The organism is Chryseobacterium sp. PMSZPI (assembly GCF_002835665.1).
Taxonomy (GTDB): Bacteria; Bacteroidota; Bacteroidia; order Flavobacteriales; family Weeksellaceae; genus Chryseobacterium.
This window is the reverse complement of the sequence record NZ_PIZV01000033.1, coordinates 1-19,083: the sequence shown is the minus strand read 5'-3', so window position 1 is coordinate 19,083 and position 19,083 is coordinate 1. Positions and strand designations below refer to the sequence as shown.

The following is a 19,083-nucleotide window of genomic DNA, read 5'->3' as shown; positions in this document are numbered from 1 at the left end:
ATTTTAAAATTATATGTATGCCTATATTATTCAAAAATAGGTTCACATTCCAGAATAGGGGATCGTAAGCACATTCCTCCTTCACAACATTCACCAGGATCACACTGTGCACTGGTGCCGCATTTTTTAATTAATCCGCTACCTTTAATCCCTTTTTGCTCATTTCTATTGAGCTTTTTGAATTTTGGATTTTTCATTTTTCATAATAATGGATTTAATATTAGAATTCCGGATTATTCTTCCATACAGATATATTCCATGCACACACCTCTACAGCACGATCCTATAAAACATGGTTTGGTTGCACTGCATCTGATGGGCCCGGCACCTCCATTAATTTGTTTGGCGGCTTTTCTGCTGATTTTCTTTAAGTTTTTCATATGTTTTAATTTTTAATTTGTTTTGTATACTTATTCCAATGGGCAAGGATATACTACACATGTGTTACGGCAGCATGATCCTCCGGGACATTCAAAATGTTCCGTACATCTTTTGATGATTCCGTTACCTTTGATCTCTTTTTGTTCTGCTCTGTTTAGTTTTTTGAAATTTGGATTTTTCATATTGATTAAGTTTTAATGAGTAATGATATATTTATTCCATACAGATAAATTCTTTGCAAATGCCATCGCAACACCATCCCACGGTACAAGGATCGGTTATGCTACATCTGTTGAACCCTCCACCTTTGATTTGCTTGATGGTTTCTCTACTGAGTTTCTTCAAATTTTTCATAAGATTTAGTTTTAACGCTAGACTAAAGTAGTGAAAATTTTTAAATAAATCATTATTTAGTGAAAATATTTAACTGATATACAGTTATTTGTGTTTTGTTTTCTTTGATGATGGAATTTTAAAGAATAGTGATTAAGAGAGGACCATGAATATTAAAAGAATAAATTCATGATGAATAGTAAATTGATAAGAGGGAATTTTCTAACGAAAATAAAAGTAATACGGTTTAGGATCAATCATTGATAACTGATGTAGAAAATAAATAAGATACTAAATGAAAAGATTGTTATACGTAGAATTGAAACCTTAATCTTTAAACGTTAAACTCAGAGTTCTGCTTCTGTCGGTTTCAACTTCCTCAGTTTCTTAATAATTTCTTTTATAGCTCCTTCCGTACCAATTTTGACTGAGTTTGTGGTAGAGCCTAGCAGACGCATATTTTTTCGGTAGGTATCATGATCTGATTCAGTTACCAGATTTCCATCTGCCCCGAAAAGCTTCATGCTTACTACAACCTGGTTGGAAAATACATATTTCCCAATACCAACTTTGAAATATCGTACCTTGGAAACAATAGCAAAATCAGCATCATTGTTGGAACAATAATCCACAATAGTCTGTTTATCTATGCTGTCAAAGGGAAGCTGAACTTCTGCCCGGAGCATTTTATTTCTTCTGCCACTGAAATTATCAGAAACGGCATCGAAAAAGGCATTGTAAGTAGGGTCCTTTATTTCATCAATATCAGGCTCTACCTCGGGATTGAAGTATAGTACTTTTTTTATTTTATCATCAGCATTTCTCTGTGCCTTTACCAAAGTAACGCCGACTGATAAAAAAGTAATCACTGCTGTAAAGAATATAATTTTTTTCATTTGTAATTCGAATGCAAAATTACTGCCTTTTCGTTGGATAGCATAAAATTTATTAAGAAATTTTTAACATTTTTTTCTATCAAATTTGATTTATGAAATCAATAATGTTTGCAGAATCAAAAAATAGTCGTAATTTTGCACCCGTTACATAATAATCATTAAACAATATTGGAATGTACTTAACAACAGAAAAAAAGCAGGAAATTTTCGCAAAACACGGAAAATCTGCACAAGACACAGGGAGTGCTGAAGGACAAATTGCTCTTTTCACTTTCAGAATCAACCACTTATCTCAGCACTTAAAGGCTAACCGTCATGATTTCAACACAGAGAGATCTCTAGTGAAATTGGTAGGTAAGAGAAAAAGTTTACTAGATTACCTTAAAAACAAAGATATCGCAAGATATAGAGCAATTATTGCTGAACTAGGTTTAAGAAAATAATCTATAAAGATTTTCAAAAAATAAGGCAACTTCGTAAGAGGTTGCTTTTTTGTTACATGGTAACCACAAAAGTCGCAAAAGTTTCTGGACATTTAAGTTTTTTAGGTTTAAAGTTTTCTGCATAGAAGTTCACATAAGTTTTAAAAATCAAAGCTTTTTAGTAGATCTGCTTTATCTGTTTAATCTGCGGAGAAAAATTATACGTAAAGATCTGTGAAAATCCGTGTCATCTGTTGGAAAAAATAAACCACAAAATCCCAAAGATTTTAAAATGATCATTCAGGCTGTTGATAAGTGCTCTTAAGTTTTTGAAAAATCTATGATTTTGACGGGCTGGCCAATTTTACTCAACCTCCTTGCCAATTTTTCCTAAATGTGTATTCTGGAAACTATCCTGATATTTCAATCCATAACCTAATATCCTATCGAACGCGGAATGTGAAAATAAAATAGCTCCGATCATTTGTAAATAGGGAAGTGCTAAAGCTGTTCCGACAAAATATACAATAATAGCGACTCCCAAATGATGAAACAGGTTATAACAAAATGCACCTACCCTATTATTAATCGTATATCCCAACATGGAAATATCCGGCGCAAGAAATAATCCTACAAACCACCACCATGAATAACCTGTTTGTGCAAAAGCAAATACTCCAAGAATTAAAAAAGCTGCATATTCAAGTTTTAATTGAATTTTCATTTGAAGGAGGTTTTAAATACCATGAGATAAGTATATCTTTTTAAGAAAATGTTACATTTTAAATTGTTATACTGCATGAATAAAGGATTTGTATAAAACAAATAGGCTGTCCCATCTTGGGACAGCCTATTGCTTTATATTATTATCGTGTAGTATTTAATGCCCTGATTTAGCCTCGGTACTTTCTATATGACTAAGATATTTGGTACAATAGGCACCAAAAATCAGAATAACCAGATAGCAGAATACAGGAATAATAAATGAGTGCTGTACTCCAAACTGATCTGCAAGATATCCTTGAAAAATTGGAACAATAGCTCCTCCCAGAATGGCCATTACAACCAAAGAAGACCCTTGGCTTGTATATTTTCCTAACCCTGAAATTGCTAATGTATAGATATTGGAGAACATAATAGAATTGAATATACCAATGCCTAGAATACTGTACATTGCCAATTCTCCGTGATTTACCATTGCTGAAATTAATAATACAACATTGATGGCTGCAAAAATAGATAAGGTTCTTGCCGGTGCTGCTTTTCCAATAAAAAACGCTACAAAGTTGAGCAATATAAATACTAAGAAAAAGCTTATTTGGTTAAAACTAAGATTTACAATGCTGAAAATTACCAGAAAAACTAATGCTGCAGCACCTAGCATAAAAATAGCTTTTTTAGCTCGACTAATCGATTGATTTAACGAAATAGCTCCTAAAAATCGACCAATCATTGCTCCTCCCCAGTATAAAGAAAGGTAATTTTTGCTGATGGCTTCATTGAATTTCATGGTTTCTTCAAGGAAGCTGATGATGAAACTTCCTACTGCTACTTCACCCCCCACGTAGCAAAACATGGTGAAAACTCCGAATTTTAAGTGGTTGAATTTTAATGCACCCCAACCTTGGACAGTTTCTTCGGTTTCCATTTGAAATGAAGGAAGTTTTACTCTTGAAATTAATAATCCTACTAATAAAAGAATAGCTGCGAAAATTAAATAAGGAATTCTTGTTGCTACCGCACTGAAAGTTCCATCAGGTTCTGAAAATAGTTCAAAAATCAAATGGCCTCCCAACACCGGCGCAATCGTTGTTCCGAAAGCATTGAAAGCCTGGGTCATATTCAGACGACTGGATGCAGATTCTTCACTTCCCAACAAGGAAACATAAGCATTGGCGGTAATTTGTAATACCGTAAAACCTAGCCCGAGGATAAATAAAGCCCCTAGGAATAACGGGTAATAAGAGAATGTGGCCGCCGGATAAAATAAGACGCAGCCTAATGCCGCCAAACCGATTCCGAACAAAATTCCTTTTTTATAACCTAATTTGTTAATGGGATCTCCTTTTGAAATGGAAATCAGAAAATAGATCAATGAACCAATAAAGTAAGCTCCAAAGAAACAGAACTGTACCAACATGGATTCGAAAAAGGTAAGCTTGAAAAGTTGTTTCAGATAGGGGATCAGAATGTCATTCATACAGGTGATGAATCCCCACATAAAAAAAAGCAGGGTGATGGTGATCAACGGAACCGTGTAATTCCTGCTTTGCGATTGTACTTCTTTATTCATAAACATTTATTTTATTGAGAAAGAGTTGGTGAGACTCTGTCTTGGATAAGGATACCTCCTTATTTTTTGCCAACAGCATATTATTTTTTGTGAAGCAGGGCAAATATAGGAATCAGCCTATGTTTCTGCAATGATTTTACTATTTTTTATAATGATATGTATACTTTCTAACGGTAAAAATATTATTTTCTTTTTTTGGGACAATAATACGAAAACACGCGGGCTTTTAATATAATATTTTCAAAAAAGATGATTTTTACTTTTATAAATTAAGAAATAGGTTTTGATCTCTGACAGGTATTTTTAAATCTTTCATTAGCTGATAGACAAAAAAATGTATTTTGAAGTCTGATTTCTACAATTGAAAAAATTTAATATATCATTATTATTAGTACCTTTGCGTACGAAAATTTAAAGAGTTTAAATATTAATCATACTCAATACGGAGTATAAAGAAGCAAATTTATGAGTATACCTCAAGCGTTTACAGAAACGATTACCCTTGCAGATGGCAGGGAAATCACTATTGAAACGGGGAAATTAGCTAAACAGGCTGATGGATCTGTTGTTGTTAAATGTGGTGGAACAATGCTATTAGCAACTGTTGTAGCCAATAAAGAAGCAAATCCTGGTGTAGACTTTTTACCATTAACGGTAGATTACAGAGAAAAGTTCTATGCAGGTGGAAGAATTCCTGGGAACTTCTTCCGTAGAGAAGCAAAACCATCTGATGATGAGGTGCTTACTATGAGATTGGTGGACAGAGTATTGCGTCCTCTTTTCCCTGAAGATTTCCACGCGGAAGTACAGGTGATGATCTCATTAATTTCTTACGATAAAGAAGTTATGCCTGAAGCATTAGCAGGTTTGGCAGCTTCTGCAGCGATTGCTATTACAGATATTCCTTTCGATGGACCAATGTCTGAAGCAAGAGTCGTAAGAATCGACGGACAATTGTCTGTTAACCCAAGTTACGAAAACTTATTGAAAGCAGATATCGACATTATGGTTGGAGCTACTAAAGACTCAATCGTAATGGTAGAAGGAGAGATGAAGGAGATTTCTGAGCAGGAAATGATCGAAGCGATCAATTTCGCTCACGTGGAAATTAAAAAACAGATTGAAGCTCAGGAAAGATTAGCTGCAAAAGTTGGAAAAGCTTTCCCTAAAAGAGAATATAGCCACGAAGAGCACGATGAGGCAATCCGTGAAAAAGTATGGAAAGAATGTTACGACAAAGTATATGAAGTAGCAAAGACTCCATCCAATAAAGAAGAAAGAGGAGAAAAATTCAAAGCAGTTCTTGAAGAATTCTTAGCACAATATGCTGAAGATGAAGAGGAATTGGCAAGAGTAACTCCTTTCGTTAAAGTATATTACCATGACGTAGAGAAAGAAGCAATGCGTCAAATGATCCTTGAAGATAATATCCGTCTTGATGGTCGTGATCCACAAACAATCCGTCCGATCTGGTCAGAAATCGATTACCTTCCGGGAGCTCACGGTTCAGCAATCTTTACAAGAGGAGAAACTCAGTCACTGACTGCTGTTACTTTAGGTTCTGTAAAGGATGCGAATATGATCGATAGCGTAATCACGCAGCACGACGAAAGATTCTTCTTACACTATAACTTCCCTCCATTCTCAACAGGTGAAGCAAGACCTTTAAGAGGTACTTCAAGAAGAGAAGTAGGACACGGAAATTTGGCACAAAGAGCTTTAACAGCTGTTATTCCTGCAGAAAATCCATATACTATCAGAATTGTTTCTGATATCTTAGAATCAAACGGTTCATCTTCAATGGCAACTGTTTGTGCAGGAACATTAGCATTAATGGATGCCGGAGTTCAAATTACAAAACCGGTTTCAGGTATTGCAATGGGTCTTATTACCGATAAAAAATCAGGTAAATTTACTGTACTTTCCGATATCTTAGGAGATGAAGATCACCTTGGAGATATGGACTTCAAAGTAACAGGTACTGCAGACGGTATTACAGCTTGTCAGATGGATATCAAAATCCAGGGACTTTCTATGGATATCATGGAAAAAGCATTAATGCAGGCTAAAGACGGAAGATTACACATCTTAAACAAAATCACGGAAACAATTTCTCAGCCAAGAGCAGACGTGAAGCCTCACGCTCCGAAAATGGTTGTTATGGAGATTCCAAAAGATTTCATTGGAGCTGTAATCGGACCTGGTGGAAAAATTATCCAACAATTACAAAAAGATACTGAAACTGTTATTGCTATCGAAGAGATCGGAGAAATCGGTCGTATTGAAATCGCAGGAACAGACAGAGAAAAAATCAATGCTGCTATTGCTAAGATCAATGAAATTACTTTCGTACCGGTTGTAGGTGAAGTCTACAAAGGTAAAGTTGTAAAAGTAATGGATTTTGGTGCTTTCGTAGCAATTGCAAAAGGAACAGAAGGGCTTCTTCACATTTCAGAAATTGAGTGGGCTCGTTTAGATAAAGTTCCTTATGCTGAAGGTGATGAAGTAGAAGTTAAATTTATGGGCTATGATGATCGTAAGAAAATGAAGCTTTCCCGTAAAGTTCTTTTACCAAGACCTCCAAAACCGGAAGGTAAACCAAGACAAGAAGGACAAGGAAGACCTGAGGGACAAAGAAGACCTGAAGGACAAAAACCACAAGGTGAAAGACCTGCGGAAAATCAAACTCCTTCCACTGAAGCATAAGATGTATTCTTAAATATAGAAATCCCTCAATTTTGAGGGATTTTTTGTTTTTATGATCGTGAAAATTTTTCAGGATATTTGTATAATTTGCAAAATCAACGAGAGATTATATAAACTCTTCTTGACGATATCTGACTTCGAAATAGATTGAACAAATCTCTGAAAGATGATTGCAATGAATTATTGTTTTTTAATTAATTTTAAAGAATAAAACCTAAGATCATGGCTTACAATATTGAATTAGCGGACAAAGTTCGGGAACGGCTTTCAAAGGTTCCTGATATTAAGGTTGAAGAAAAGAAAATGTTTGGCGGATTGGCATTTTTAGTGAATGAAAAAATGTGTATTAATATCAGTCATGATAACCTGATGTGCCGTTATAATCCGGAAAAGGAAGAAGAAGTGGCCGAAAAAATAGGATTTCTTCCCATGATCATGAGAGGAAAGCAATTAAAGGAATATTGTTATGTAGAGCCTATTGGATTTCAAAAACCTTCAGACTTTGAATATTGGATTAAAATTTGCCTGGATTATAATAAAGTAGCGAAGGCTTCTAAGAAGAAGTAGGTAATGAAGTTTGGAGGAAAAAGATTTCTACAATTTACCCTGTATTTTGAATTTAATCTTAAAAATTTAATGCTCAAGTTTCCAGTCTCTAATGTTCTTCTCTTGTATAAAACATAAAATACTCTATAGTAAGAATGAAAATTAAACCATTAAGGAAAGTTAAGATGGTAAGGGAAGTTAAGTTTCAAATAAATTTGAATTTGAGGCAGTATGTTTAATAAATATCAGAAGATATTTCCCCTTAATCATCCTTAATGGTTTAAAAAAATAAATAAGAAATTTATTAAGGGGTATTATCAATAATTCTATCGTACAATTTTTCCCTTATACTAATTAAGAGCCTTGTTGTTTTTTCTAAATCAGGGTAATCGGGGAGAGTGGATTCGGAATGATGACACTCAACAGATTGTATTAGGTCCTCCGCTTTTTTCATGACGGTTTCATAAGGCCGGTTTCCTGCTTTAATATCCAATAATTCATTTCGGTTTTCCACACGGATTTTAAGCGTATTTGTTTTAAAAATAGCTTCACACGATTGTAAAAGTCGAATGGTATGCATCATATTCTTACTGTCATAATTCTGACCATGTTTTTGATTAACATTGTAACGGTCTTCGTTGCGTTCAGAAACCCATTTCCAGTATTCCCGATATTCTTTACAATAGGTGGAATAGGCATCCAGATTGCAAAACAGATAGGCGATAGGTTTTTCGTTTTTAGGAACAGATGACACGGAAACCTGATTGGCTTCGTCATGATGCATAATACCTTTATATTCTAGTGTACCTGATTCATCATAGAATAAAGCAAACATTCCCTTTGTATGATCAATAGCTGCCAATCCGCATTTTTCCTGATTTTTTCCGGATTCAGAAAGCCATTTTCTCAATGGAACGGAACTTTGTCCTTCGAGGATAAAGCAAAAGTTCAGGATTGATTTTCTTTCCTTTTCAATAGGATTTAAAATCTTTTTATTAAGTCCTTTGGCCTTTTTGATCTGTGAAATCGCATAGCCTGCAAAAGTGTCTTTACAAAGTTTAGAGATAAAGTCTTCAGGTTTCAGCAGGTCTATCAACGGATGTTTGTACAGTATACAATCTTCCGGACTTGCTAAAACTTCAAGGATATTGGGATTGTTTTTCTGTAGGAGTTCTACAAATCTTCCGATTTCATAATAGATAATATCATTGGTTTCATTGGAAATCTGTGGAATATAATTTAGTCCGAAGAAGTTATCTTTCGGTAAGTAATATATTCCACGGATGTCCGTATCAGAAGTTTCCGTAGCCAGTCCAAAAGCACGGCTTCCGGAGATGGCTTCAAAGAGGATGAGATTTTTATTTTTGAGGTCTTGGATGGTCATTTATTATTTGAAACTAAGCATATTTTAACTTGTTTCTACAGTATTTAATTTTTATTATACTCCTTCTGTTGATTGCTCAAGCTCACGAGCCGATTGTAAGAATTCTTCCACATTCATTTCTTTAAAGAAAAGCAATCCGTGTGTTGCCCGGAGACGTGGGCTGTCATTATCATAGAAATAAGGTTTTCCTAATATCAATTGGGCTGCCTGAAGCTGTTCAACCCAGGTTTGTATGGAAAGATGGCTAAATTTTCCATTATATCTGTAGCTCGGGAAAGAAGCATTTACCTGGCTTAGATAGCTGTTGGTAAAACTTTCATCCATTGTACTCATTCCATTGAGGGATACCGGGAAAATATGAGTGATATCAGCGGCATGAAACTGATACCAGACATTTCTGTAGCCCCATATTTTAAGTTGGGAAAGATCTTTTTCCTTACCCCATTCCCTTACAGCGGCTGCAATGGCTTGCAGCACTTTATAATGGGTATCTGGACCACTTCCTTCAGGATCGAATGCTAAACTTATTACCGTAGGATTAATGGTTCTCAATTGTTGTAAAATAGGAATGACATCCCTTTCTCTATTGGGTTTTTCTGTAAAAATAGCTCCTGTATAAAAGCCTAGTCTTAAATGATGAATGTTTTTGGTTCTCACCCCAAAATGTGCCCATACCAATTCCTCTTCATACTCACGGATCATTCCTTTTAAGGTTTGGATCTTGGGTTCAGGATTTTGCCCGTCATAACTGGCATTGATTACAGAAATGATATCACTAATCTTTGTTTTTAGCTCCTGGATTGTTTTCAAGTTCCACAATTCTATGATATTTCTTGCCATTCTGTGGGAGACGGCTCTGGATCTTTCGTCAGCATTTTCAGAAGCGATATTGATAAGATAATGATAGACATCTTTGTCTTTCTTATTTTTATAGCCTACATCAAAAAAATCCGGATAGTTGAGCATTTCAATTTCTCCTTTTTCTATGAAAGAAAGAGTATTACTGAGGATTTCTATTAAAAAATTATTCGTTACTGCAGTAAAACCGGAGGTAAGAACAGAGTAATGAGATTCATTGGTCTCATTACGGGATTGATAATGAATATAAGGTAAAAGGCCTAAAGAAATATCATCGTGATGCGGTCCTGTATGATAAAAAACCTCATGACTGAGTAACTCGGTTCCTTTCTTTATTTTGTTTTTAATAGAAGTGATTACAGATTCTACGGTATTCTCATTAAGGTTGGGAATCAATCGGGTATACTGATCTGATTGGAGGTCTTCCAGGCTAAGATGCTCAGCATATTTATTGAGTTTCTGAGTCAATAGCATAACTGCTTTATCAGTTTTTTCCTGGGACCAGGTTCCGGAATGGTAATAATCGTCAATAAAATCATTCAACATACTGGCAGCACCCAGCGTCAAATAAAATCTTCCGTTTTCAAGAGAAGACAGTACAGAGGCAGGATATAGGTTGGACGGAGGAAGTTCCAATGCATTTTTAATCATGGGAGCTTTTGCCTCTCCTGCAGCGAAAATAATGGCTGTGGCATTTTTATTATACGTGATTGTTTCCAATCCTATGGTAATGACAAGTCGTTCTCTGGAAATTTCAATCCCTCCAAGGTCACCAGCAGCAACAGCCTGGGTTTCAAAATTAGTGGCAGTTAAACGTGTTGTTGAATAAGGATCAGAACCTTTAATGTTAAAAGCAATATGTCCATCCGGACCAATTCCTCCAAGGAAAAAACCAATTCCTCCAAGCTGACGAATTTTTTGTTCATATTCCGAGCACCAGTTATCAATCAAAAAAATGGATTCCTTTTGCAATTTTTCTAAAGGATTCTCCGGTTCTCGGTATCTAAGTTCCAGGTTAACCTTATTGTTGGGAAAGACGTCTGCAAAATGCTTCCCATTTGCTAAGGGAATTTCATCACAATTGATCAGCAATGCATTTTCTCTTTTTAATCCTAATCCTTCAATATAATATTTGTTGACATAATGATAAAAGCTATTAGCCTGAGATGACTTTATAGGATAGAATTCATCGATTTGAACGAAATGAAGTTCTGCCAATGAAGGCTTAGCCTCTAATAACAAATGATGTTTTTTTCTAAGTGCAAGGATTTCTTCCTGATCCCAGTTTTCAAGAATATGTTGGGTCCAGAAAATAAAATATTCCGGAGTTTTTCCTGTGGGAAGACTGATCACGCCTTTGGGGTTTTCTGATACCCATTCCAAAAATCGGAATGCTGTTAGCATCCCTAAATTGGGGAAGTTGTCCACAGCAATATAAGGGACATTTGTTGTGCTATTTCTTGAAATAGTATTTAAAAATGATTGTTCTACCGGTGTAAAGTTTATTTTGTGATCCATTTTCAGGTATTTTTTGAAATGAAACTTAAAGTTATTGATAAATTGTCGATCTATCACATTTCTATATTGTGAATTTAACGTAAACAATTTCTATATTTTCTAAGCTAATATCTCTCTAAAAACCCTTTCCATCTCCGCTTTATCAGACTTTCCTCCGCTTAAGCTTTTACTTTTTTCCTCATTGTCCATCACAGTTTTCTCCAGAAATGCAAACAATTCCCAATCATTCGGATGATCATATGATTCTCCTTTTGTTGCTTTTAATACCACAAGATTTTCTATTTTTTTTCTGGTGTAATCATCGACTAAAACAAGCAGATCCCTAAACAATACAGGAGGAACTGTCCCTTTTTCTATGATCCATTTTCCGGTTAATGTAGTTCTCAGACAATAAAAATAACTTTTTAGTTTTATTTCATCAGCTCTGCAGGCTTCCAGGTATTTTTTGCTCATGCTTAAATAATGATAGGAAACCGCTATTGGAGAAAAACAGGCATCGGCCAAAGGTCTAAATAACTTCATAAACTTCTCATCCTCTTTATAAACTATTGGCGAGTAGAACCAACTCAATAAGGCGGCATTTGACTTTAGCAACAAGTGGAATGTTTTTCTTAAATCCCAGCCGGAGCCATCCAGATCATCTTCCGTCATAAACTCTATGGTTTCATCTTTATCCCAGGGTGAAAGATACCAATCCTTTTCATGGCGGTATATAAAACGTATATCGTAATCACTGTCAGGAGAAGCGAATCCCCAGGCCCGACTTCCGGACTCAACGGCAAGAAGGACTTTTACACCTCGACTTGCCTCAACTTCTTTTATTTTTTCTAGTATTTTTGATGTCATTGTTTTCAATTTTATAATGCAAAGTAATTAAGGTAATACGTAATCTTATTGCGTAGATGGAAAAAGTTCAAAGTTTAAGATTTTTGTACTTCCGCTCAAGATTGACGATTCATTTGCGAAGCAAAATTCACCATTCATATTTTGAAGTTTAATAGAGCACCTACATTAATACATCGGACAAAAATTGCTCAAAATACCCTTCATTTCACTAATATTGCACTTTCTCAATTTAACATAACAACTTACATCGATGTTATCAAACGAATTACAGCATAAAATTGATTTTAAAACAAAACCTTTAGGAGCTTTAGGATATCTTGAACAACTTGCCCACAAAATAGGAATGGTTCAAAAGACTACTTTTCCTCAATTGTTGAATCCGCATATGGTTGTTTTCGCTGCCGATCACGGGATTGCAAGAGCGGGGGTAAGTGCCTATCCACAGGAGGTGACTTATCAGATGGTGATGAATTTTCTGGGAGGAGGGGCTGCCATTAATGTTTTTTGCAGGCAGCATGGTATTGAAATTAAAATTGTAGATGCAGGTGTCAATTTTGATTTTTCAATCGGCTTGAATTTAATAGATAAAAAAGTCAGAAAATCCAGCCGTAATATTCTGGAAGAACCAGCTATGACTTTTGAAGAGTATCTACAGGCATTGGAAAATGGAAAGTCAGTTGTTGCTGAAATTGCTGAAACGGGCTGTAACATTATTGGATTTGGTGAAATGGGAATTGGAAATACCTCTGCATCTTCATTGATGATGAGTAGATTGTTTGATATTCCAATAGCTAGTTGTATCGGGCGTGGGACAGGTCTGAATGATGATCAGTTACAAAACAAGATCAATATTTTAACAACAGCCATGGAAAGGTATCCGGAAGTGAAAACTGTTGATGAGGTAGCACAAACTTTTGGAGGCCTTGAAATTGTACAAATGATTGGTGCGATGGAAGAAGCTTTCAACCAAAATATGCTGATTATGGTGGACGGATTTATTGCCACTATTGCAATCGCTACTGTCTGGAAAAAGAATCCTGAGATTTTGAACAATTGCATATTCTGTCATGTAAGTGATGAAAATGCTCATCTTCAATTGTTAGAATTATTGGGACAAAAAGCATTGCTTAATCTTAATCTTCGTTTAGGAGAGGGGACGGGCTGTGCATTGGCGTATCCGCTTATTCAAAGTGCTGTTAATTTTCTGAATGAAATGTCCAGCTTTGAAGATGCTCATATTTCAAATAAAGAATAAATGAAAACGGTAAAAAACGAACTGATCTATTTTGCTACAGCTCTGATGTTCTTTACAAGAATTCCAGTGCCGGTTAAAATTCCCTATTCAAGTGAGATTATGAATAAGTCTCAAAAATATTTTGCATGGATTGGGCTCTTGGTAGGATTGATTAATGCAATGGTTTTATATCTTTCTTTTCAGCTTTTTAACCTGGAAATAGGAATTGTACTGATGATGATCACCAGTGTCCTATTAACCGGAGCATTTCATGAAGATGGTTTTACGGATATTTGTGACAGTTTCGGAGGTGGGTATGGAAAGGAGAAAATCCTCACCATTATGAAAGATAGCAGAGTGGGAGCATATGGAGCAATTGGAATTGTTTTGTTGTTTGCATTGAAATTTTTCAGTCTCCAGGCTCTTGGAAATCTTGATTTGATGAAGTCTTTAGCGATTATTATTATGGCTCATTCATCAAGCCGTTTTATTTCGGGAACAATGATCTATACCCATCAGTATGTAACGGATATTGATGTCAGTAAATCCAAACCTTTAGCCAATAAGCCATTGGACACAACAGCTTTAATAGTAGGATTCCTTAGTGTTTTAATTGCTTTTGCGGTAATGCCGGATTGGCGATTGATTTTTGCTTTTGCCTTGGCTTATTTGGGGAAAGTCTGTATGGGGTGGTATTTTAAAAAGCATATTGGCGGGTATACCGGAGATTGTTTGGGTTCTGTACAGCAGGTTTGTGAAGTTTTATTTTATTTAGGAACAATAATCGTATGGAAATTCATCTGATCCGCCATACAGCTGTAGAAAATCCGGAAAACTTGTGCTATGGTTTTGCGGAAATGCCTTTAAGAAAAGAGTATCTGGAAGATTTTAATAGCTTACATTTAGATGAAAATTTTGATTTAGTGATTTCAAGCCCGGCACAACGTTGTTGTCTTTTGGCAAAACATTTTAAATTGAATTATTCAACCGATGAAAGACTTCGGGAAATGAATTTCGGAAACTGGGAGCTAAAGAAATGGACAGAAATTCCGGAAGAAGAAATTAATCCGTGGTACGAAGATTTTATCCATGTAAAAGCATCAGGCGGAGAAAGCCTCCTTGAAATGCAAACCCGTGTCCTCAGCTTCTGGAATGAGCTGATTATTAAAAAAGACGTTGAAAAAGTTCTGATTATTGCCCATGCGGGTGTAATTCGTCTTATTCTACAATCTGTGCTACAGTTTCCTTTAGAAAATATGTTCAGCATTCAGATTGATTATGGAAAGAAAGTCATTATTGAAGTTAAAGAGGATTATTTTTCCATCAAAAAAGTAAATGTATAATAAACCCTTTATTTTAAAATAAATCTGCGTTATCTGCAAAATCTGCGAGAGTGAAAATCTGAGAAATCCGTGGGAATAAAAATGTTCCCACAGATCACACAAATCGCACAGATATTTATGCTTAAAAAAATCTGAGCTATCTGCGAGAGTGAAAATCTGAGAAATCTGAGAAATCCGTGGGAATAAAAATGTTCCCACAGATCACACAAATCGCACAGATATTTATGCTTAAAAAAATCTGAGCTATCTGCGAGAGTGAAAATCTGAGAAATCTGAGAAATCCGTGGGAATAAAAATGTTCCCACAGATCACACAAATCGCACAGATATTTATGCTTAAAAAAATCTGAGCTATCTGCGAGATTGAAAATCTGAGAAATCTGAGAAATCCGTGGGAATAAAAATGTTCCCACAAATCACACAGATGTTTATGCTTGATCTATCCATACACTTTGTCTTTCCGGTAGGAATCTATTTCATTATTTCTATATTTAAAAGGTCAAAAGGATATTGACTAAGTATAAAAAAGCCAAATGACAAAATCACATGGCTTTTGAAAATATTTATTTAAATACTCTGATAAAGCTATCTTTTTCCAGGCTTTCCAGAGAGAAATCAAAATCAGCTTCCGCTTTTTCTGTTGTAATCTCTGCACCAAGTTCTTTAATCAGTTCATTGAAGGACATTGCTTCATACCATTGCTGATACAATGCACTTGTGGCCATCATAGATACTTCAGTATTTCCTGAAACATGAGAATGACCCGCTCCGAAATTCAACAGTACGAAACATTGCTTTTCGTTTTTTGGCAGCAACATTCCCAGAATCATTTGCTTCTGCACAGAATTACATCTGGTTTCTGCAAAGAGTTGGTTAGGATTCATCATATAGTCATAAGAGATATTATCTCCTTTACCGATGACAATTTTATATCCACAGTTGGCATCTCCGCTGAAAACATTGTTCATGACAAGTGTTGGCGTACTCAGCCCTTTATTGGCATAAAGATATTCAACAGCACCGTTAGGAGCAGAGGTCATATCTCCGGAATACATCAATTGTCCGTCAGCATGATTATAAGCTGCATTCCAACCTGTTTTTCCCGCGATATTCAATCCTGAAAGGTCAAGGTCACGGGCACCCCATTTATCTTCCCAATAGATACCAACGGCTAATCTATCACCGTAAAAACGGGTTCCGGTAGGAATATTTCCAACAAACATTTTTTCAGAAGTTGGAAGGGCAAACTCTATATACTCAGGGAAATAGAACTTCTTTCCGGAAATATGTTCATACTTCAGCTTTAGAAAATCTAAGATAAACTCATAGTTGAATTGATTCACATCAGTTTCTTTACCTTTTTTAACCCATGATTTTCCGTTTCTGACTCTGTAGACAAAAGTATCCTGGCCATACATTCTTGAGTAACACGCTGATAATGCTTTAAATAATGCAAACGGTGTCGCATTTTCCAGCCAATGCCAATCGCTGTTTTCCAGCAATGTATTGGTAGCATTATTCAGTGGATTTGAAACTAATGGCTTATGATTGACCTTAGATAACTTTGAGATCTTATTAATCGCTTTTGGAGCTCTGTTTTTATAAGCAAGGAATAACGGCTTAAATCTGTTGAAAATTTCTGCCAGTTTTTCCATACCAAAGCTTTCAAACAGATACGTTGGGTTGAATTTACTTTGCTTGATTAAACCAATCAATTCATCATTTTTGATTAATAGCGTCGTTTGGGTGGTCTTATAGATCACATAACGGAAAAACTCAACAGGATTTTCAGGGTAAATATCGTATCGATCCGCTATTTTTATAATGGCTTCCTTATTTCTGATATTTTCTTTTCCTGTAAAATCATATTCCAGTTCCGTATGAAGAATATGCAGCAAATTATCAATCGTTTCTTCTTTCAAAGCGATTCCGGATTGCAGAAGGGAAAGACATTTTTCCTGCATTTCTTCTATGGTATAAGCTTTTATGATTTTAAAGATCAGCTTTGTATCAGGAACATTCAATACTTCTTGAGGAATATAGATCTCACTCTGGAAATCACTTCCATAGGTTGAAATATAATGTTGAATCTGCTCAAGAAACAAATCAAATCTGGAAGTATCCTTTATTTTTTTCCAGGATTTATGGAATGTTTTATTCAAATCATTTCCATTCAGTTTTTCTTTTGAATAATAGGAGATGATCTCTTTTTTAGCCCAAACTGCATGAGGTTCAATAATAAAACCGTCATTAGAAATAAATGGCTCTGCATTTGATTCTTTGGCCAGTACAGCATTGAATAATTGTAATGTTTTCATTGTTTTAATTTTAAAAAAATAAGTGAGGAGTAAGTTCATTAAAAGTGAAGTGTTATAGGAACTCCTTTTACCTATAGTTTTATAAAGCGGGGAGTAATGACCAAATATATAGGAACTCCTTTTGCCTTATGAGTTGTAAAAAGGCGGAAAGTATTTCTAACTTATAGGAACTTTCTTTGCCTTAAATTGTATTGAGGAGCAGACAGGACTCGAACCTGTGACCCACAAACCTGGTGATTTATAGGAACTTTATTTGCCTGAAGCGAAAAGTAGTCTTTGTTGCTCTACCATCTGAGCTACTGCCCCTGCCGTATGAAAAAAGTTTTCATGAACCTTACAGGCTTTTACACCCATAAGGTTTGGTTATTAGTTTTGGTTATTTTGTAAACATTACTGATGGTCAAAACCTGTAAGGCTTACTATTAAAAATTATGCTTTTCTATATTTTTTCTTTTTCTTCCAAGGTGCATTCTTCTGAACGTCACCGGCCATGATACATCCGTATGGCATTACTTCGTCCAGTACCTCACAAAGGCCATATTCCTCAATTTGTGCCCTTACATTTTTGGCACTTTTATAAGCACTTGGCAATTCTGAAATATCAATTTCGTTTGAGTAAAAACGGATATCCAAACCTTCGGTTTCTTCTTTAAAAATGTCTTCAGTTGTTTTATGAGCTAAAGATCTTTTATGCTGACTTCTGCTGAAATTTCTTCCGGCTCCGTGTGGTGCAAAACCCAGATTTCTTTCGGTTGTTTTTCCCTGAACGATCAATACCGGTTCTGCCATATTTAATGGGATCAGCCTTGGTCCAGTGATATCAGGCATAAACTTATCATCTAATGGAGTAGCTCCTTTTGCATGATAAAACAGGTCTCCATCTTTGAAAACAAAATTATGTTCATTCCAATATCTGTTTTCTTTTTCCATTTCCATTTTGTTGAGCACAGCATCATGGATAGACGTATGATTTTCTTTGGTCCATTGTCTGATCAGTTGAAGAGCTTCCCAATAAGATTGACCATCTTCAGTGTCATAAGGAATCCAGGCGTTTTCTTTTAATGTTTCCGGGGAAATATCCATTCTATAGTGGTTAGCTACTTTCATTCCTTTGTCATAAAGAGCTGCACCGGGTGCTCTTGATCCATGATGGGTTACCAGCATCGTATTTCCTGTGTTTTTAGAAATACCCACAAACAGGAAATGATTTCCGTCCCCCTGTGTTCCCATATGAGAACGGGCAATGCTGATCAGTTTTTCATCATTTAAGAAATTATTTTTTCTGAAGGCATCCATCAAGTCTTGAGACATTGGCATCTGTTCTCCTCTTGGTCTTCCTCCATATCCAAAATGAGTGACAGAATGGGCTGCATCCAAAACTTCTTTAGGATTTGCTTTCCCAAAATCGGTTAACATCACAGAGCAACAAATATCCGCACTATGGAATCCAGGATGGATTGCATTTTGTGCTACCACGACACCACCTACCGGAATCTGACCTTCAGGACCTGTAGGGCAAGCGTCAGGCATTAGAGCTCCCCCAATCAATGTTGGTGTTTTCATCAGAACTTTCATCGTTTTGATTACTTTTTCTACGTTGTCGTTTTCACTTTCATGCTCGGCTCTGATATTGATGACAAAATCCTTGGCAGTTTCATGAAGAGGAATCAGCTCAGGTTGTTTGAATTGTTCCAGGTATTCTTTGGTCTGAATTTCATCCAGATTATTTTCATTGATATAGATAATGGCATCTTTAAACCATTTTGCTGGTCTATATCCTAATTCGATTAAGTGATTTCCATTAAATTCCATTGTTATTTCATTTTGATGATGCAAAGTAATAATCTTATTGCGCAATAGTTTTGCGTAGATATGTTTTTTTAATTATTTTTACAAAAACAAAAGATAAAAGCAAATTGACTAAGTCGTGATTTTGCTTATTCACCCAAAACATTAATCATTAAAACCAATACTATGGTATTATTAGAACAATTAAAACATTTCCC

At 35.5% G+C, this 19,083-nt stretch carries 18 protein-coding genes and 1 tRNA gene; 6 read left to right on the top strand and 13 right to left on the bottom strand.

All coding sequences use genetic code 11. From position 1 onward, the window contains the following. Nucleotides 1–26 precede the first annotated feature (26 nt). The 5 genes from CW752_RS16875 to CW752_RS06705 form a co-directional block, all read right to left on the bottom strand. The gene (locus tag CW752_RS16875; RefSeq protein WP_185117587.1) at nucleotides 27–197 is read right to left on the bottom strand and encodes a hypothetical protein; all 171 of its coding nucleotides are present in this window, start codon (nucleotides 195–197) and stop codon (nucleotides 27–29) included. Nucleotides 198–233: 36 nt separating this feature from the next. Continuing rightward, on the bottom strand, nucleotides 234–380 hold the full coding sequence (locus CW752_RS16870; protein WP_185117586.1) for a bacteriocin-like protein: 147 nt from the start codon (nucleotides 378–380) through the stop codon (nucleotides 234–236). Between the two features lie 30 nt (nucleotides 381–410). Continuing rightward, nucleotides 411–563, bottom strand: coding sequence for a hypothetical protein (locus tag CW752_RS16865; protein ID WP_185117585.1), 153 nt, complete (start codon nucleotides 561–563; stop codon nucleotides 411–413). Nucleotides 564–594: 31 nt separating this feature from the next. Then, entirely contained in the window at nucleotides 595–735 is a 141-nt protein-coding gene (locus CW752_RS16860) for a bacteriocin-like protein (protein WP_185117584.1), read from the bottom strand. Nucleotides 736–1,061: 326 nt separating this feature from the next. Then, nucleotides 1,062–1,610, bottom strand: a complete 549-nt coding sequence (locus CW752_RS06705) for a pyruvate decarboxylase (protein WP_101238985.1) — start codon at nucleotides 1,608–1,610, stop codon at nucleotides 1,062–1,064. 173 nt (nucleotides 1,611–1,783) lie between these two features. Between CW752_RS06705 and rpsO the strand changes: the two genes are divergently transcribed. Then, nucleotides 1,784–2,053, top strand: a complete 270-nt coding sequence (gene rpsO / locus CW752_RS06700; protein WP_100377935.1) for a 30S ribosomal protein S15 — start codon at nucleotides 1,784–1,786, stop codon at nucleotides 2,051–2,053. A gap of 343 nt (nucleotides 2,054–2,396) precedes the next feature. On the opposite strand, the gene CW752_RS06695 is transcribed toward rpsO, so the two are convergent. After that, entirely contained in the window at nucleotides 2,397–2,756 is a 360-nt protein-coding gene (locus CW752_RS06695) for a DUF4260 domain-containing protein (RefSeq protein ID WP_101238984.1), read from the bottom strand. Between the two features lie 156 nt (nucleotides 2,757–2,912). Continuing rightward, complete coding sequence (locus CW752_RS06690; RefSeq protein ID WP_228401649.1) at nucleotides 2,913–4,325, bottom strand: sugar MFS transporter; 1,413 nt, start codon at nucleotides 4,323–4,325, stop codon at nucleotides 2,913–2,915. 465 nt (nucleotides 4,326–4,790) lie between these two features. On the opposite strand from CW752_RS06690, the gene CW752_RS06685 reads away from it, so the two are divergent. Both CW752_RS06685 and CW752_RS06680 read left to right on the top strand, forming a co-directional pair. Further along, complete coding sequence (locus tag CW752_RS06685; RefSeq protein ID WP_101238982.1) at nucleotides 4,791–7,031, top strand: polyribonucleotide nucleotidyltransferase; 2,241 nt, start codon at nucleotides 4,791–4,793, stop codon at nucleotides 7,029–7,031. Nucleotides 7,032–7,253: 222 nt separating this feature from the next. Then, the gene (locus CW752_RS06680) at nucleotides 7,254–7,598 is read left to right on the top strand and encodes a TfoX/Sxy family protein (RefSeq protein ID WP_101238981.1); all 345 of its coding nucleotides are present in this window, start codon (nucleotides 7,254–7,256) and stop codon (nucleotides 7,596–7,598) included. A 283-nt stretch (nucleotides 7,599–7,881) separates the two neighbouring features. Here CW752_RS06680 and CW752_RS06675 read toward each other — a convergent pair whose 3' ends face one another. The 3 genes from CW752_RS06675 to CW752_RS06665 form a co-directional block, all read right to left on the bottom strand. Beyond that, nucleotides 7,882–8,961: a DNA polymerase beta superfamily protein gene (locus tag CW752_RS06675; RefSeq protein ID WP_101238980.1), complete on the bottom strand. Its 1,080-nt coding sequence runs from the start codon at nucleotides 8,959–8,961 to the stop codon at nucleotides 7,882–7,884. 54 nt (nucleotides 8,962–9,015) lie between these two features. Further along, nucleotides 9,016–11,337, bottom strand: coding sequence for a glucosamine-6-phosphate isomerase (locus tag CW752_RS06670; RefSeq protein ID WP_101238979.1), 2,322 nt, complete (start codon nucleotides 11,335–11,337; stop codon nucleotides 9,016–9,018). A 99-nt stretch (nucleotides 11,338–11,436) separates the two neighbouring features. Continuing rightward, nucleotides 11,437–12,183 (bottom strand): DNA polymerase beta superfamily protein, encoded by a 747-nt coding sequence (locus tag CW752_RS06665; RefSeq protein ID WP_101238978.1) that lies wholly within the window; start codon nucleotides 12,181–12,183, stop codon nucleotides 11,437–11,439. Nucleotides 12,184–12,433: 250 nt separating this feature from the next. On the opposite strand from CW752_RS06665, the gene cobT reads away from it, so the two are divergent. Genes cobT through cobC form a run of 3 tightly spaced genes read left to right on the top strand, consistent with a single transcriptional unit; the run spans nucleotide 12,434 to nucleotide 14,760 of the window. Then, complete coding sequence (gene cobT / locus CW752_RS06660) at nucleotides 12,434–13,438, top strand: nicotinate-nucleotide--dimethylbenzimidazole phosphoribosyltransferase (RefSeq protein WP_101238977.1); 1,005 nt, start codon at nucleotides 12,434–12,436, stop codon at nucleotides 13,436–13,438. Continuing rightward, on the top strand, nucleotides 13,439–14,221 hold the full coding sequence (locus tag CW752_RS06655; protein ID WP_101238976.1) for an adenosylcobinamide-GDP ribazoletransferase: 783 nt from the start codon (nucleotides 13,439–13,441) through the stop codon (nucleotides 14,219–14,221). Continuing rightward, the gene (cobC, locus tag CW752_RS06650; RefSeq protein ID WP_101238975.1) at nucleotides 14,206–14,760 is read left to right on the top strand and encodes an alpha-ribazole phosphatase family protein; all 555 of its coding nucleotides are present in this window, start codon (nucleotides 14,206–14,208) and stop codon (nucleotides 14,758–14,760) included. The genes CW752_RS06655 and cobC overlap by 16 nt, the downstream gene beginning before the upstream one ends. Before the next feature lie 562 nt (nucleotides 14,761–15,322). Here the strand turns inward: cobC and CW752_RS06645 are convergent. The 3 genes from CW752_RS06645 to CW752_RS17120 form a co-directional block, all read right to left on the bottom strand. Continuing rightward, on the bottom strand, nucleotides 15,323–17,077 hold the full coding sequence (locus tag CW752_RS06645) for a hypothetical protein (protein ID WP_101238974.1): 1,755 nt from the start codon (nucleotides 17,075–17,077) through the stop codon (nucleotides 15,323–15,325). A 194-nt stretch (nucleotides 17,078–17,271) separates the two neighbouring features. Further along, nucleotides 17,272–17,383, bottom strand: a tRNA-OTHER gene (locus CW752_RS16760). Between the two features lie 123 nt (nucleotides 17,384–17,506). Further along, nucleotides 17,507–18,307 carry an RtcB family protein gene (locus CW752_RS17120; RefSeq protein WP_410493636.1) on the bottom strand — a complete coding sequence of 267 codons (801 nt, stop codon included), beginning with the start codon at nucleotides 18,305–18,307 and terminating at the stop codon, nucleotides 17,507–17,509. Nucleotides 18,308–19,083: the final 776 nt, after the last annotated feature.

Coding starts and splice junctions, on each gene's coding strand:
- CW752_RS16875 (WP_185117587.1), bottom strand. CDS start 197: ATGAAAAATCCAAAATTCAAAAAGCTCAATAGAAATGAGCAAAAAGGG.
- CW752_RS16870 (WP_185117586.1), bottom strand. CDS start 380: ATGAAAAACTTAAAGAAAATCAGCAGAAAAGCCGCCAAACAAATTAAT.
- CW752_RS16865 (WP_185117585.1), bottom strand. CDS start 563: ATGAAAAATCCAAATTTCAAAAAACTAAACAGAGCAGAACAAAAAGAG.
- CW752_RS16860 (WP_185117584.1), bottom strand. CDS start 735: ATGAAAAATTTGAAGAAACTCAGTAGAGAAACCATCAAGCAAATCAAA.
- CW752_RS06705 (WP_101238985.1), bottom strand. CDS start 1,610: ATGAAAAAAATTATATTCTTTACAGCAGTGATTACTTTTTTATCAGTC.
- rpsO (WP_100377935.1), top strand. CDS start 1,784: ATGTACTTAACAACAGAAAAAAAGCAGGAAATTTTCGCAAAACACGGA.
- CW752_RS06695 (WP_101238984.1), bottom strand. CDS start 2,756: ATGAAAATTCAATTAAAACTTGAATATGCAGCTTTTTTAATTCTTGGA.
- CW752_RS06690 (WP_228401649.1), bottom strand. CDS start 4,325: ATGAATAAAGAAGTACAATCGCAAAGCAGGAATTACACGGTTCCGTTG.
- CW752_RS06685 (WP_101238982.1), top strand. CDS start 4,791: ATGAGTATACCTCAAGCGTTTACAGAAACGATTACCCTTGCAGATGGC.
- CW752_RS06680 (WP_101238981.1), top strand. CDS start 7,254: ATGGCTTACAATATTGAATTAGCGGACAAAGTTCGGGAACGGCTTTCA.
- CW752_RS06675 (WP_101238980.1), bottom strand. CDS start 8,961: ATGACCATCCAAGACCTCAAAAATAAAAATCTCATCCTCTTTGAAGCC.
- CW752_RS06670 (WP_101238979.1), bottom strand. CDS start 11,337: ATGGATCACAAAATAAACTTTACACCGGTAGAACAATCATTTTTAAAT.
- CW752_RS06665 (WP_101238978.1), bottom strand. CDS start 12,183: ATGACATCAAAAATACTAGAAAAAATAAAAGAAGTTGAGGCAAGTCGA.
- cobT (WP_101238977.1), top strand. CDS start 12,434: ATGTTATCAAACGAATTACAGCATAAAATTGATTTTAAAACAAAACCT.
- CW752_RS06655 (WP_101238976.1), top strand. CDS start 13,439: ATGAAAACGGTAAAAAACGAACTGATCTATTTTGCTACAGCTCTGATG.
- cobC (WP_101238975.1), top strand. CDS start 14,206: ATGGAAATTCATCTGATCCGCCATACAGCTGTAGAAAATCCGGAAAAC.
- CW752_RS06645 (WP_101238974.1), bottom strand. CDS start 17,077: ATGAAAACATTACAATTATTCAATGCTGTACTGGCCAAAGAATCAAAT.
- CW752_RS17120 (WP_410493636.1), bottom strand. CDS start 18,307: ATGGGAACACAGGGGGACGGAAATCATTTCCTGTTTGTGGGTATTTCT.